Origin of the sequence: Burkholderia sp. Se-20373 (assembly GCF_017104705.1) — a bacterium.
Classification (GTDB): Bacteria; Pseudomonadota; Gammaproteobacteria; order Burkholderiales; family Burkholderiaceae; genus Burkholderia.
Window position 1 is genome coordinate 1 of record NZ_JAAGPH010000179.1, and the last position, 13,216, is coordinate 13,216.

A 13,216-nucleotide genomic window follows, 5' to 3' on the forward strand; every position below is an offset into this window, starting at 1 on the left:
CGTCGCGTCGGCCGTGATCCTCGGCTCGCTCGTCGTCGCGGTGATCGGCCTGCCGCTGCTGCTGCGCGGCGTGCGTTCGTCGCGCAGTCCGCTCGGCGACGAGGAGCGCGCCGCGCGCGCGGCCGCCGCGCAGGCCGCGATCCGCGCGATCGACTCGTCGCACGACGCGATCTCGGTCGATCTCGACGAATCGGGCGCCGCACGCTGCGCGGACATCTCCGCACGCGTGATGGACCAGTACCGCCGCCGCCTCGCGACGCTCGCCGAGGACGGCCCCACGCCGCGCGCGGAAGCGAAGCAGGCCGAAACGATGGAACTGCAGATGCGGATCGCGGCCGTGCGTGCGGAACGCTCCGCGCTGTACCGGCTGCGCAGCGAAAGCAAGATTTCCGACGAGACGCTGACGAAGCTGCTCCGCGAGATCGACCTGTCGGAGACCGCGCTGTCGACGCGCAAGAAAGGCATTCTCTAAAGGGCCCGCCGCTGCCTGTACGCAGCAGCCGGCGCCCAACAAAAAAAGGCGACGCACACGCGTCGCCGTTTTCACATCCGCCCGCGTTCGCGTTACTTCGCGACGACGACCGGAATCCCCTTCAGCATCCCCGCGCCCTTCATCTCGTCGAGCGCGTGCTGCACGGCCGCGCTCGTCGCCGCTTCGATGCCGAGCTGCAGTGCGAGCTCGCGCTCCGCGCGCTTCACGCCGGCAAGATTGCGCACCTTCACGTGACCGAAGCCACGCACGCGTGCATGCAGGTCGGCCAGTTGCGTGACCTGCGTCGCATTGCCGGCGGTCGTCGCGGCGAGCGCACGCGCGAGCGTCGTCTCGTAGTCGTCGGCGAGCGCACGCTCCATCCTGCGCTCGACGGTGCGGCCGAACGGATCGAGCCACGTGCCGCGCAGGCTGCGCACGCGCGCCAGCATGCCGAACACCGGCCACATCCACTGGCCGAACACGCGCTTCTTCGGCGCGCTGCCGTCGCTGCCGGCCTTCGCGACCGTCGGCGGCGCCAGGTTGAACTTCACGCGATAGGCCTGCCCCGGCACGCCTTCGAACTGCGCTTCGAGCGCCGTGCGGAACGCGTCGTCCGTGTACAGCCGCGCGACTTCGTATTCGTCCTTCACCGCGAGCAGCCGGTAGAACGTGGTCGCGACCGCGCGCGTCAGCGCGTCGTCGCCCTTCGCACGCGCCGCGCTCACGAGCGCGCGGTAGCGCTCGACATAGCGTGCGCCGCCGTAAGCATCGAGACGCGTTTCGCGATCGGCGATCAGCTCGGCGAGCGTCTCCGGCGCGGCGTGCGCGGCCACCGTGTGACGCGCGTTCCACAACGCATCGAGGCCCGCCGCGTCACCGGCCGCCATCCGGCCGATCGAGAACGCGAGCTTGTTCATCGGCACCGCGACGTTGTTCAGCTCGATCGCACGCATCATCGCCGCGAGCGACACCGGCACGAGGCCGAGCTGCCATGCATAGCCGAGCATCAGGATGTTCGCGCCGATCGAGTCGCCGAGGAACTTCGCGGCGAGCGCCTGTGCATCGCAGCTCGACAGGTAGCCGTCGCCGGCCGCGTGGCGCATCTTCTCGAGCAGCGCGTCCGCATGCAGGTTCGCATCAGGGTTCTGCACGAACGACGCGTTCGGGATCCGGTGCGTGTTGACGACGATTCGCGAACGTTCGTGACGCACCGTCTGCAGCGCCTCGGCGCTCGCGCCGACCACCATGTCGCATGCGAGCAGCACGTCGGCCTGCTGCGTGTCGATGCGCACCTGGTTCAGCCACCGGTCGCTCGATGCGATCCGCACGAACGACAGCACCGAGCCGCCCTTCTGCGCGAAGCCCATGAAGTCGAGCACCGACGCGCTCTTGCCTTCGAGGTGCGCGGCCATGCTGATCAACGCGCCGACCGTCACCACGCCCGTGCCGCCGACGCCCGTCACGAGCATGTCGAACGGCGCCGCGTCGAGATGCGTCGCCGGCACCGGCAGCGCGTCGACGCGCACGGCAAGCGCGGCTTCGTCGAATGCGGCACCGGCGGCCTTCTTCAGCGCCGCGCCTTCGACCGTCACGAAGCTCGGGCAGAAGCCGTTCACGCACGAGTAGTCCTTGTTGCACGACGACTGGTCGATGCGGCGCTTGCGGCCGAGCGGAGTTTCGAGCGGTTCGACCGACAGGCAGTTCGACTGCACGCCGCAATCGCCGCAGCCTTCGCACACGGCGTCGTTGATGAACAGGCGCTTGTCCGGGTCGGGGAATTCGCCCTTCTTGCGGCGGCGGCGCTTCTCGGCCGCGCAGGTCTGGTCGTAGATCAGCACGGTGACGCCCGGCGTCTCGCGCAGCTCGCGCTGCACGGTGTCGAGTTCGCTGCGGTGATGGAACGTCGTGCCGGTCGGGAACTGGCCGTGATGACCGTCGTACTTCTCCGGCTCGTCGGACACGACCACGAAGCGCGACACGCCTTCCGCCTCGACCTGCCGCGCGATCTGCGGCACCGAGATGCTGCCGTCGACCGGCTGGCCGCCCGTCATCGCGACCGCGTCGTTGTAGAGGATCTTGTACGTGATGTTCGCTTTCGCGGCCACGGCCTGGCGGATCGCGAGGATGCCCGAGTGGAAGTAGGTGCCGTCGCCGAGGTTCTGGAACACGTGCTTCGTGTTGGTGAACATCGCGTGCGCGGCCCAGTCGACGCCCTCGCCGCCCATCTGGATCAGCCCCGTCGTGTCGCGCTCCATCCACGACGCCATGAAGTGGCAGCCGATGCCGGCTTGCGCGATCGAGCCTTCCGGCACCTTCGTCGACGTGTTGTGCGGGCAGCCCGAGCAGAAATACGGCGTGCGCTTCACCGCGTCCGCCTCGTTCGACAGGATCTGCGGCGCGACGAGATCGACCACGCGTTCGCGGCGGTCGAGCGCCGGCTTGTGGCGCGCGAGCCAGTCGGCGAACACCGGCAGGATGCGCGACGGGCGCAGCTCGCCGAGCTCGGACAGCAGGCAGGCGCCGGCGGCGTCGTGCTTGCCGAGCACGCGCGGGCGGGCGCCCTCCGTGCGGTTGTACAGGTAGTCCTTGATCTGCTGCTCGATGACCGGGCCCTTCTCCTCGATCACGAGCACTTCGGCGAGCCCGTCGACGAAGGTTTCGACGCGCGTCATCTCGAGCGGATACGACAGGCCGACCTTGTAGATCCGCACGCCGGCCGCGTCGAGATCGGCCACCGTCAGGTCGAGACGGCGCAGCGCTTCCATCAGGTCGAGGTGCGCCTTGCCGCAGGTCACGATGCCGACGTTCGCCTGCGCGCTCGGCGCGATCCACTTGTCGATGCTGTTGGCGCGCGCGAAATGGCGCACCGCGTCGAGCTTCGCGGCGAGGCGCGCCTCGATCGTGAGGCTCGGCAGGTCGGGCCAGCGGTTGTGCAGGCCGCCCGCCGGCGGTGTGAAGCCTTCCGGCGCGGGCCACTGCGTCTGCAGCGCGTCGAGGTCGACGGTCGAGCCCGATTCGACCGTTTCCGAGATCGCCTTGAAACCGACCCACGCGCCCGAGTAGCGCGACAGCGCCCAGCCGTACAGGCCGAATTCGAGCATGTCGGCGATGTTCGCCGGGTTCACGACCGGCATGTGCCACGCGATCATCGCGAAGTCGCTCTGGTGCGGCATCGACGACGACACGCAGCCGTGGTCGTCGCCCGCGACGACGAGCACGCCGCCATGCGGCGACGAGCCGTACGCGTTGCCGTGCTTCAGCGCGTCGCCGGCACGATCGACACCCGGCCCTTTGCCGTACCACATCGCATACACGCCCTCGACCGTGCGCTCGGGATCGGCCTCGACCCGCTGCGTGCCGAGCACGGCCGTGCCGCCAAGTTCCTCGTTGATCGCGGGCAGGAACCGCACGCCGCCGGCGTCGAGCAGCTTCTTCGCCTTCCACAGCTGCTGGTCGACCATGCCGAGCGGCGAGCCGCGATAGCCGCTGACGAAGCCGGCCGTGTTGAGCCCCTGTTCGGCGTCGACCGTGCGCTGCATCAGCAGCAGGCGAACCAGCGCCTGCGTGCCGGTCAGGAAGATCCGGCCGCGCGTCGCGGTCAGGTTGTCGGTCAGGCGGTAGTCGGACAGGGCAGGCGTGCCGTCGACGGGCAGGCGGGCAGTCATGGGGGGATGTCTCCGGATTGTGCTGTTCTGGGCTGCTCGGCAGGGCGTCGTGCGACGCGTGACTGGCGGCAGCGAATGGCTCTATTTTTTCGCGCGCAGCCGAGAATGTTTTTCCTCATCTTGCTCGGGCGGGCACTCCGTGAGAAAAACTGCGCAGCTTTTTGCCGGGATTTGAGAGAGATTTCGCGCACGGCGGTCGGGCGGGATGGGCGACGCGTCGGGGCGGGCGGGTCGTTTGCCGGGAAAGCGCGTGGCGGTCCGACGAGGGCCCCGGGTTGGGGGCGGGTGGCGTTCGTGTCCGTGTGGCAAGGGTTTCAGCGCCTCGTGGCGGTGACCCTCACCATTGAAATGCACAGCGTTGCGATTGGTCGGCGGCGCGGGATGTCCACAACGCCTCGCCCCTCGGCCGACCGGGCTCGCGCGCTCACCGTTCGATTGCACAGCGTTTCGAGTGGCGTGGGGGCCGGGATGTCCACATCGTTGGCGGCATGCGTTTGGCGCTTGCCGCGACGCTCACCGTCGAAATTCACAGCGCGGCGAGTGGGTTCATCGGCCGGACATGTACGCCGGAACGCGCATGCGGCACAATCGCGGGCTCGCGCTCACCGTTGAAATACACAGGGCTCCGCGTGACTGCAACAACGGTTATCCCCGCCCGATCCGGCAATTCCGACCAGCCACGCGAGCACTCTCACCGTTGAAAACCACAGCGCGTCGAGTGGTCCACGACCCAGGATATCCACATGCAGGCGCATCTGCCAATGCGATAACGGATACGCGCCGCGGAAGGTTCGACCGGCCGGTAATCCTTGCTGGAGGCGGCTCATCCGCCGATCGGCTACGGACACTCACCGTCGAAATGCACAGTGTCGCGAGTCGTTTCGGGATCGGATATCCACACGGGGGCTTGCGTTGGCCCCGCTCGCACGCTCGCGTCCGAACCGGACATGCGCGCCACTTCGGACGGAACCGCTGGCGGTGCGATCGCATCTTGCCGCACCGACCACCGCTCGCGTATTCGCGCTCGCCGCCGCATTGCGCAGCGTTTCGAGTCGCTTGCGAACGCGGCGATGCGCCGCGAAATCCGCACGTTGCAGACCACGCACCCGCACTCGCCGTTAAAATGCACGGCCTTTCGGGCGACAGCCGGAACCGGATCTCCACGTCGCGGCACGCACGCGGTTCCGCCAAGCATGCGCGCGTTCGGCTAGAATGCGCGACGCCTCGAACCACGCAAAGACCGGCAAGCCGCGCCAGGAAAGGCGCATCGCCCGAGCGGACGCCGCCCTCACCGTTGAATTCCACAGTATTTCGCGTCGTTTCGTGGGCGAGTTGTCCACAACCCGCTTCATGCGTTCCGTATCATCCGGTGACCCTCACCTGTGAAATGCACAGGGCGCCGAGTCGTTTCGGCGTGAGGATATCCACAACCGATCGCGCGACGCGACTTTCGTCCGACCATCGACCGGGACGGCCCGCGCATCCACCGACCGCTATCGGGCATTTACCGGAAAGCCCCATCCAGACTGCCTCGGCGGCATGCTCACCGTTCAAATGCACAGTGTTTCGAGTCGCCTCGGGGGTCGGTTATCCACATCTGCCCATCCTGGCTGCCTCGAGTGGGCAAGCGTCCTCGCGTCGGATTACGCGACAATCGACCGGATGACCGCCGCAGGATTGCCGCCGACCAGCACATTCGGCGGAACATCCCGCGTGACGACGGCCCCGGCCGCGACCACCGAGTTCTCGCCCACCGTCACACCGCCGATGATCGTCGCGCCGGCGCCGATCCAGACGTTCCGTCCGATCACGATCGGCTTCGCGACGACGAAGTCGCGCCGCCGCGAAGGTTCGACGGGATGGCCGGACGTGATGAGGCTGACGTTCGGCCCGATCATCACGTCGTCGCCGATCTCGAGCCCGCCAAGATCGTAGAACGTGCAGTTCTGGTTGATGAACACATTGCGCCCGAGCGTGATGCCGGTGCCGCCCGTCGCATGGAACGGCGGGATCAACACGAAGCCGTCATCCACCTGCGTGCCGATCAGTTCTCCGAATAATGTGCGAACCGCGGCGGCATCGTCGAACGTCAGGCGATTGATCCGCGCGGCGATCGACATCGCCCGCTTGACCTCGGCCACCATCGCCGCCGATTCCGGCGTTCTTCTCGGAATGATCGTGGTGCGATCGTCGTTTGCCATGCGTGAGTTGTCTCCCGTGATTTCCCTGTTTCGCGATGCATCGGCGCTTGCGGAAGGATGCCTGTGTTGGCGTGTGCGCGGACGCTGCGGGCTCCGTGATGCCGTGTGCGGGATGCCAGCCATTACTGGGATTTCCGTCGAACTTATAACTAGTTTAAATATAACTAGTCATTAACATACCTGCTTGTGCCATAAGGCTTTGCCCGGACTTCTGCCTGATTCACGCCCGACACATAACGCATCGGGTCATCACACGCAGATAGCCGCCCGCGGCGGGAAGCCCCTCGCCGGGCGCCCCTGGCCGGGCGCCCCTGGCCGGGCGCCCCTGGCCGGGCGCCCCTGTCCGAACCGCCGCTGCTCGGGTACGCTGGAGCATCCACCGGACCGACAGCTGCACCCCAACGCGGAGGCACGATGAAGCTCTACTACTGGCCGAAGACCCGGGCATTCCGGGCCTTGTGGATGCTCGAAGAACTCGGCGTGGTGTACGAACTCGTGCCGATCGACCTGCGTTCGCACGAACAGGGCAGCGACGCGTTCGTGCAGGTCAACCCGATGGCCAAGCTGCCCGCGCTCGACGACGGCAGCGTGCCGTTCGCCGAATCGGGCGCCGTGCTGCTCTATCTCGCCGACTGCTGCCCGGCTGCCGGGCTCGGCGTCGCGCCCGACGATCCGCTGCGCGGCCGTTTCCTCCAATGGATGTTCTTCACGCCGACCTGCCTCGAACCGGCGATGGCCGAAAAATTCACCGGCGCGTCGGGCAATCCGGTCGCGTTCGGCTGGGGCAACATCACGCGCGTGCAGCGCGCACTCGCGCAAGCGCTCGCCCATGCTCCGTGGCTCGTCGGCGACCGCTTCACGGCGGCCGACCTGCTGCTCGCCAGCACGCTGAAGATCGCGTTCGACGCGCATCTGCTGCCGCACGAAGGCGTGCTCGGCGACTACGTCGCGCGCGCCGAGGACCGCGACGCATTCCGCCGCGCGGTCGCGATCGAGCAGCGCGAAGCGGCGCGCCTGCTGCATGCGTGACGTGTAGATGTGCAGCGCGTGGGCGGCGCTACCGGCCGCTCGCGAGCACGCCTACGTGGCAGGGCCCGACGTCGCGGCACCGGCATCGACCACCGCACCCGGCGAGCCGCGCTCGTCGGTATCGGCGTCGACCGGCACCACCTCATGAAAATGCGTGTAGTCGATGTGCGTGATGCCGTCTTCGTCGTGCATCAGGTCGACATAGCGGTGACGCCAGCGGATCTCGTCATGCTCCCACGAGTGACGCGCCTGCATCACCTGCGCGGTCGTCTCGTCCGAGCCTTCGATCGTGATCAGCAACGACGCGTCGCGTGCAGCGAGCGATTCGGGCGTCTCGCCGAACAGCGCGCTCGATTCGTCGATCACGTGCATCAGGTTCCAGCCGAGCAGGAAGATCGGATGCTCGCTGCGCACGAGCGCCAGGTCGTGGATCTTGCGCAGCGTATAGCCCTCGTGCGTGCCTTCGACGCGCATCAGCCGCAGTTTCGCCTGCGCCTCGGCAATCACGTTCTGGCGCGCATTCGCGGCGCGCACCATCAGCGTCATCCTGCCGTTCAACGGCCGGACGATCGCGTAGCGTGCGAACAGGATCTTCGCCTGCGGCCGCGAAAAACGCGCAAACACGAGCCCCGTGGCCATCGCAATGCCCGACATCCCGACGAAGATCTCGAACGTCGCGACCAGGTGCGCATAGACGGTCTGCGGGTGCATGTCGCCGTAGCCGACGGTCGCGAGTGTCTCGACACTGAAGAAGAACGCGCCGCCGAAGCCGGCCGGCGACTGGTTCGCGATCGGCGCATGGCCAAGCAGGTAGAGCGTCGCGAAGGCGCCGTTGAGCAGCAGGAACAGCACGGCGAGCGACAGGAAGAATACGGGCCAGCTCACCGTCAGCGCGCGGTGATAGAGGTCGCGCCAGCCGAGCGGCGGCATCCCGTACGCAATCACCGGGCGGGTGCCCGACCAGAGCTTGCGGCCACGGCCGCGGGAGGCTGGGGAGGACGAATCGACGTTCATCGCGCGGTGCCGGAAGCTGGGAGGCGATGAGCGTAGCACGCGCGGCGGCGGCCGGGTATGCGTGACGGTTCGGAATGGAAATCCGTCGCGCCACCGGCCGCGCGGTGCAAAAAAAGCCGGCCGCGGAAGCGGCCGGCTGCGCAAGCGGCGTGTGGGCGAGCGCGCGGCGCTCACCTGCGCGCGGCGCTCACCTGCGCGCGGCGCTCACTTGCGGTCGACGATCACCTGGTCGAACGTGCCGCCGTCCGCGAAGTGCGTCTTCTGCGCGTTCGCCCAGCTGCCGAAGACCTGCTCGACGCTGAACGTCTTCAGCGACTTGAATTCGGCCGCATGCTTCTTCAGCACATTCGCGTCGCGCGGGCGCAGATGGTGTTGCGCGATGATTTCCTGCGCTTCCGGCGTGTACAGGTAGTCGAGATACGCCTGCGCGACCTTGCGCGTGCCCTTCTTGTCGACGACCTTGTCGACGACGGCGACGGGCGGCTCCGCGAGGATGCTCGCCGACGGATACACCGCGTCGAACTGTGCGCCCGATGCGCCGGTGTCCATCAGCGCGACTTCGTTCTCGAACGTGACCAGCACGTCGCCGATGCCGCGCTGCGTGAACGTCGTCGTCGCGCCGCGGCCGCCGGAGTCGAGCACCGGCACGTTGCGGAAAATCGCCTTCTCGAAGTCGATCGCCTGCTGGTCGGTCGCGCCCTTCAGCTTCTGGAAGCCCCACGCGGCGAGATACGCATAGCGGCCGTTGCCCGACGTCTTCGGGTTCGCGATGATCACCTGGACACCCGGCTTCGCGAGATCGCTCCAGTCCTTGATCGCCTTCGGGTTGCCCTTGCGCACCAGGAACACCATCGTGGTCGAGTACGGCGAGCTGTTGTCCGGGAAACGCGCGCGCCAGTCCTTCGGCAGCAGTTGGCCACGCTCGGCGAGCAGGTCGATGTCGTTCGGCTGGTTCATCGTCACGACGTCGGCCTGCAGCCCTTGCAGCACCGACAGCGCCTGCGCGCTCGACGCGCCGTGCGACTGCTTGATCGCGACCGTCTCGCCGGTCTTCTGCTTGTAGGCAGCGGCGAAACCCGCGTTGATGTCCTTGTACAGTTCGCGCGTCACGTCGTACGACACGTTCAGGATCGACGTATCCGCGTGCGCGGCCGTCGCCGCCACGACCAGCGCCGCCGCCGCGCCCGTGTGCAGCCAGCGGCCGATCCCCTTCATGCTTGCCATCGTGATATGCCCCGTTTCCAGTGGTGGTGAATGTGCGTGACGGCACGCGTACGCGCTGTCATCGAAACGTAAGCGGGCATTCTAGCGGCCGGGCGCGGCGCCCTTTCCAATCAGTCGTGGAAAGCAAATCTCGAATTCTGCTAAACGACGGCGTGCGCTCGCGCGCGGATCGCAACCGGTGTTAAGATCGCCGCTCAGCCCATTGTCCCGGTTCCTCCATGTCCGCTGCCCCGCGCTCGCTTCCGATCCTCGCCGCCGTCGCGGCAGGTGCGCGCGCGGCCGGGCTGAAACTGAAAAAACGACTCCTCGACTGACGGGGACGTCGCGTCCCGTCAGGCGAATGCCGGACGGGATGCCCGCAGGTCGTTTCTTTCTCCTTGCTCGCACGCCTCGCTCCGGCTCTCCGCCGGCGGAACGGTTCCTTCCCACTCCGTTTCCACCCTGAGGCTTTGCATGAACACACGTTTCGAAGGTATCTGGCTGCCGGTCATCACGCCGTTCCACCACGGCGAAGTCGACCATGCCGCGCTCGCGCGACTCGCGCGCCACTATGCGGCCGCGGGCCTCGCGGGCTTCGTCGCGGGCGCGACGACCGGTGAAGGCGTGCTGCTCGACGCGCGCGAACAGGACGCGGTGTTCGCGACGCTGCGCGACGCGGCACCCGGGCTGCCGATCGTCGTCGGGCTGACCGCGAGCGCGACGCATTTCGCGGCCGCCCGTGCGCGCGAACTCGCGGCGCTGCGGCCCGACGGGCTGCTCGTCACGCCGCCCGTCTACGTGCGGCCGACGCAGGACGGCATCCGCCGCCACGTCGAGGCGATCGTCGACGCGGCCGACCTGCCGGTGCTCGTCTACAACATCCCGTACCGCACCGGCGTGAACGTCGAACTGGAGACGCTGCAGGCGCTCGCGCGCGACCCGCGCGTCGCGGGCATCAAGGAATGCGGCGGCACGCTCGACCGGATGAGCCGGCTCGTGCACGACACGCCGCTCGCGATCCTGTCCGGCGACGACAACCAGAACTTCGCGGCGATGTGCACCGGTGCGCACGGCGCGATCGCGAGCAGCGCGCACGTGCTGCCCGAATGGCATGTGCGCATCCACACGCTGCTGCGCGACGGCCGGCTCGCCGATGCGCGGCGCCTGTCGGTCGCGCTGCAGCCGCTCGTCGCGGCGCTGTTCGCGGAGCCGAACCCGGCGCCGGTGAAGGCCGTGCTGGCCGCGCAAGGGTGGTGCGAGGACGGGTTGCGGCTGCCGTTCGTGCCGGCGAGTGAAGGGTTGAGGGCGCGGCTGGCGGCCATTTGTGCGGAACTGGCCCAAATCGAGCCGGACGTCACGGCAGCGTGAACCGCGACGCCACATGACGTGCAGGCGACCGATGGAATTCGCCCCGACAGATTGCTTCAAACTGTCAGAACGAGAGACCGGTCATACCGCGCAAGATGGGCATCGGCCGTCACGAGCTGAAGCGGTTCGTGACGGGCCGCGCGACCAGCAAGCGATCGAATGGATCACGATGGTGGTGCGGCAGATCACGGACCGCGGCCCCATGCACGGCCCGAACGGGTAGCTCGCGAATCCCGCTCGAGCCGATCGCACGGATCAGCTTGCCGACGTCGATATCGAGCTTCCCCAGGCCGGCCGTGATGGCGGCCTCCCAGATACTCGCGCTGCTGACGAAACGTACGTCGGCGGCCGAGATCAGTCGGCGCGCCCTTGCGCTCAGCCTGGGGTCATTGGTCACGATCCACAAAAAGATGTGCGTATCGAGCAACAGCCGCATCAGCGCCCTTCAAAAGCGTCCAGCAGGTAATCGGGCAGCGGGGCATCGAAGTCGTCAGCGATCCATGCCTGCCCTTGCAGGACACCGAACCGAACAGGTGGATTGCCGGGCACGAGTCGATCAGTTGACGCCCCGTCACCGCGGACCGTGGCATTTGCCCTTTGGGCCGGATCAACCGCATTAGTGCCGGACGTATTCGCGTTTTGCATGATGACCTCCGTTTCAAGTGATCATCACTGTAGAGAGGTTCACGCGATCGATCCATTCGACCGATCGGCAGAGGGACAGCCGAATCGCAACCCGCAGCGGCAATCGAGCGTTTCGTCACGCCGCCAGCGCCGCCCCCGTCCCCTCCGTCGCATCCCGCACCGCCTGCTTCACGATCCGCGCGAGCCGATCGACGGTCGGCGTCGCCGACGACGTGCGCCGCAGCAAAACCAGCGGCAAACTCGGCAGGGTCGGCAACCCGCTCGAAGCCGCATCGAGCACGCGCACCGACGCGGGCAGCCCGTACCGCGAGCGCACCGTCAGGCCGAGGCCGGCCGCCGCCGCGGCCCATAGCCCGGCGAGACTGGGGGTCGTGAACGCAACGCGCCACGGCACGCCCGCGCGATCGAGCGCGCCGGTCGCCGCGCCGAAGAACCGGCACGGCCGGTCGAACACGACGAGCGGCAGCGGCTCGCCGGGCTCCCGCACCGCACGGTCGCCCGTTTCGACCGCGCCGCCCGCCTCCTCGGCACCGCCGCCCGGCATGCCGAAGCCGCTCGCGACCGAACCCGCCGCCCCCACCCACTGCATCGGCACCTGCGCGATCGCTTCGCTGTCGATCCCCGCGCGGGCCACCAGCGCCGCCGACGCCGGATCACCCCACACCAGCGCGAGATCGAGCTGGTTCGCGTCGAGCCGGTCGAGCAAGTCGGCATTGCGCGCCACGCGCGCCTCGATCCGCACCTTCGGATGCGCACGCGCGAACCGCCCGAGCACGTCGGGCAGAATCGCCTCGCCGAAATCCTCCTGCAGCCCGACACGCACCCAGCCGTCGAGATTCATGCCGCGCACGGCCGCGGCCGCCTCGTCGTTCAGCTCGATCATCCGCCGCGCGTAGCGCAGCATCGCGTCGCCGGCGTCGGTCAGCGCCAGCCCGCGCCCGGCCTTCACGAACAGCGGCGTGCCGGCCTGCTCCTCGAGCTTGCGGATCTGCGCGCTCACTGCCGACGACGAGCGCGCGACGCGGTCGGCCGCTTTCGCAAAACTGCCGAGATCCACCCCGGCGACGAGGCTGCGCAGCGCCGCCACGTCGAAGTTGGGCCGGGCCAGCGTGGCATCGGCCAGCGCGAGCGACTCGCCGTCGTCGCGGGGAATATCTTGTCCGGACATCTCAATCATCCTGTTTTACCGAACGATTCATCAAGAACTTTCCGATTTTCAGGATGAATGTAGGTCGCCAGACTGTGGATGTCAATTTCCACCCGGGCCTGCCGTCATGGATACCTCGTGCATCGCTTCCCCCTCCTCGCCCGCCCGCGACGTGCGCGGCGCGGCTCATCGCTGGCGCGTGCTGGCGGCCGGCGTCGCCGCGAACATGAGCTTTTCGGCCGCGGCGGCCGGCATTCCGACCACGGCCGTGTGGATGCGCACGGCCTATCACCTCGACAACGGTGCACTTGGCCTCGTGCTCGGCGCGCTCGGCTTCGGCGTCGCGCTGTCCGGCCGCGTGACGGGCAAGCGCGTGTGGACGCTCGACGAACTGTATGCGCTGCCGCACGCGGAACAGATCACGCGGCATATCTGCGTGGAAGGGTGGAGTGCGATCGGTCGCTGGGGCGGC

Annotated in this window: 8 protein-coding genes and 3 pseudogenes; 4 read left to right on the forward strand and 7 right to left on the reverse strand. The window is 67.9% G+C overall.

What is annotated here, in order from left to right; all coding sequences use genetic code 11:
* Positions 1 to 472 (forward strand): annotated as a pseudogene (locus G3N96_RS34015) (Na+/H+ antiporter); the annotation flags it as partial.
* Positions 473 to 564: 92 nt separating this feature from the next.
* Here G3N96_RS34015 and G3N96_RS34020 read toward each other — a convergent pair.
* Together G3N96_RS34020 and G3N96_RS34025 are read right to left on the reverse strand one after the other, a co-directional pair.
* Positions 565 to 4,137, reverse strand: coding sequence for an indolepyruvate ferredoxin oxidoreductase family protein (locus G3N96_RS34020; protein WP_206139925.1), 3,573 nt, complete (start codon positions 4,135 to 4,137; stop codon positions 565 to 567).
* Between the two features lie 1,643 nt (positions 4,138 to 5,780).
* On the reverse strand, positions 5,781 to 6,338 hold the full coding sequence (locus G3N96_RS34025) for a sugar O-acetyltransferase (protein WP_206139928.1): 558 nt from the start codon (positions 6,336 to 6,338) through the stop codon (positions 5,781 to 5,783).
* 414 nt (positions 6,339 to 6,752) lie between these two features.
* On the opposite strand from G3N96_RS34025, the gene G3N96_RS34030 reads away from it, so the two are divergent.
* Positions 6,753 to 7,367 (forward strand): glutathione S-transferase N-terminal domain-containing protein, encoded by a 615-nt coding sequence (locus G3N96_RS34030; protein ID WP_124585003.1) that lies wholly within the window; start codon positions 6,753 to 6,755, stop codon positions 7,365 to 7,367.
* Between the two features lie 51 nt (positions 7,368 to 7,418).
* Here the strand turns inward: G3N96_RS34030 and G3N96_RS34035 are convergent, their stop codons facing one another.
* Together G3N96_RS34035 and G3N96_RS34040 are read right to left on the reverse strand one after the other, a co-directional pair.
* Positions 7,419 to 8,381: an ion channel gene (locus tag G3N96_RS34035; RefSeq protein WP_124585005.1), complete on the reverse strand. Its 963-nt coding sequence runs from the start codon at positions 8,379 to 8,381 to the stop codon at positions 7,419 to 7,421.
* Between the two features lie 204 nt (positions 8,382 to 8,585).
* On the reverse strand, positions 8,586 to 9,605 hold the full coding sequence (locus G3N96_RS34040; protein ID WP_206139926.1) for a sulfate ABC transporter substrate-binding protein: 1,020 nt from the start codon (positions 9,603 to 9,605) through the stop codon (positions 8,586 to 8,588).
* Between the two features lie 453 nt (positions 9,606 to 10,058).
* Between G3N96_RS34040 and dapA the strand changes: the two genes are divergently transcribed.
* The gene (gene dapA, locus G3N96_RS34045; RefSeq protein ID WP_124585006.1) at positions 10,059 to 10,952 is read left to right on the forward strand and encodes a 4-hydroxy-tetrahydrodipicolinate synthase; all 894 of its coding nucleotides are present in this window, start codon (positions 10,059 to 10,061) and stop codon (positions 10,950 to 10,952) included.
* A gap of 56 nt (positions 10,953 to 11,008) precedes the next feature.
* On the opposite strand, the pseudogene G3N96_RS34050 reads toward dapA, so the two are convergent.
* The 3 genes and pseudogenes from G3N96_RS34050 to G3N96_RS34060 all read right to left on the reverse strand — a co-directional run bounded on the left by G3N96_RS34050 (position 11,009) and on the right by G3N96_RS34060 (position 12,765).
* Positions 11,009 to 11,388, reverse strand: a pseudogene (locus G3N96_RS34050) (type II toxin-antitoxin system VapC family toxin).
* On the reverse strand, positions 11,388 to 11,597 hold the full coding sequence (locus tag G3N96_RS34055; RefSeq protein ID WP_124585010.1) for a hypothetical protein: 210 nt from the start codon (positions 11,595 to 11,597) through the stop codon (positions 11,388 to 11,390). Before G3N96_RS34055 ends, G3N96_RS34050 begins: the two are co-directional and overlap by 1 nt.
* 115 nt (positions 11,598 to 11,712) lie before the next feature.
* Entirely contained in the window at positions 11,713 to 12,765 is a 1,053-nt protein-coding gene (locus G3N96_RS34060; RefSeq protein WP_206139927.1) for a LysR substrate-binding domain-containing protein, read from the reverse strand.
* A 106-nt stretch (positions 12,766 to 12,871) separates the two neighbouring features.
* Between G3N96_RS34060 and G3N96_RS34065 the strand changes: the two are divergent.
* Positions 12,872 to 13,216: pseudogene (locus G3N96_RS34065) on the forward strand (hypothetical protein); the annotation flags it as partial.

Bases quoted from the DNA above. Each gene is read 5' to 3' on its own strand.
- G3N96_RS34020 (WP_206139925.1), bottom strand. From the start codon at position 4,137: ATGACTGCCCGCCTGCCCGTCGACGGCACGCCTGCCCTGTCCGACTAC.
- G3N96_RS34025 (WP_206139928.1), bottom strand. From the start codon at position 6,338: ATGGCAAACGACGATCGCACCACGATCATTCCGAGAAGAACGCCGGAA.
- G3N96_RS34030 (WP_124585003.1), top strand. From the start codon at position 6,753: ATGAAGCTCTACTACTGGCCGAAGACCCGGGCATTCCGGGCCTTGTGG.
- G3N96_RS34035 (WP_124585005.1), bottom strand. From the start codon at position 8,381: ATGAACGTCGATTCGTCCTCCCCAGCCTCCCGCGGCCGTGGCCGCAAG.
- G3N96_RS34040 (WP_206139926.1), bottom strand. From the start codon at position 9,605: ATGGCAAGCATGAAGGGGATCGGCCGCTGGCTGCACACGGGCGCGGCG.
- dapA (WP_124585006.1), top strand. From the start codon at position 10,059: ATGAACACACGTTTCGAAGGTATCTGGCTGCCGGTCATCACGCCGTTC.
- G3N96_RS34055 (WP_124585010.1), bottom strand. From the start codon at position 11,597: ATGCAAAACGCGAATACGTCCGGCACTAATGCGGTTGATCCGGCCCAA.
- G3N96_RS34060 (WP_206139927.1), bottom strand. From the start codon at position 12,765: ATGTCCGGACAAGATATTCCCCGCGACGACGGCGAGTCGCTCGCGCTG.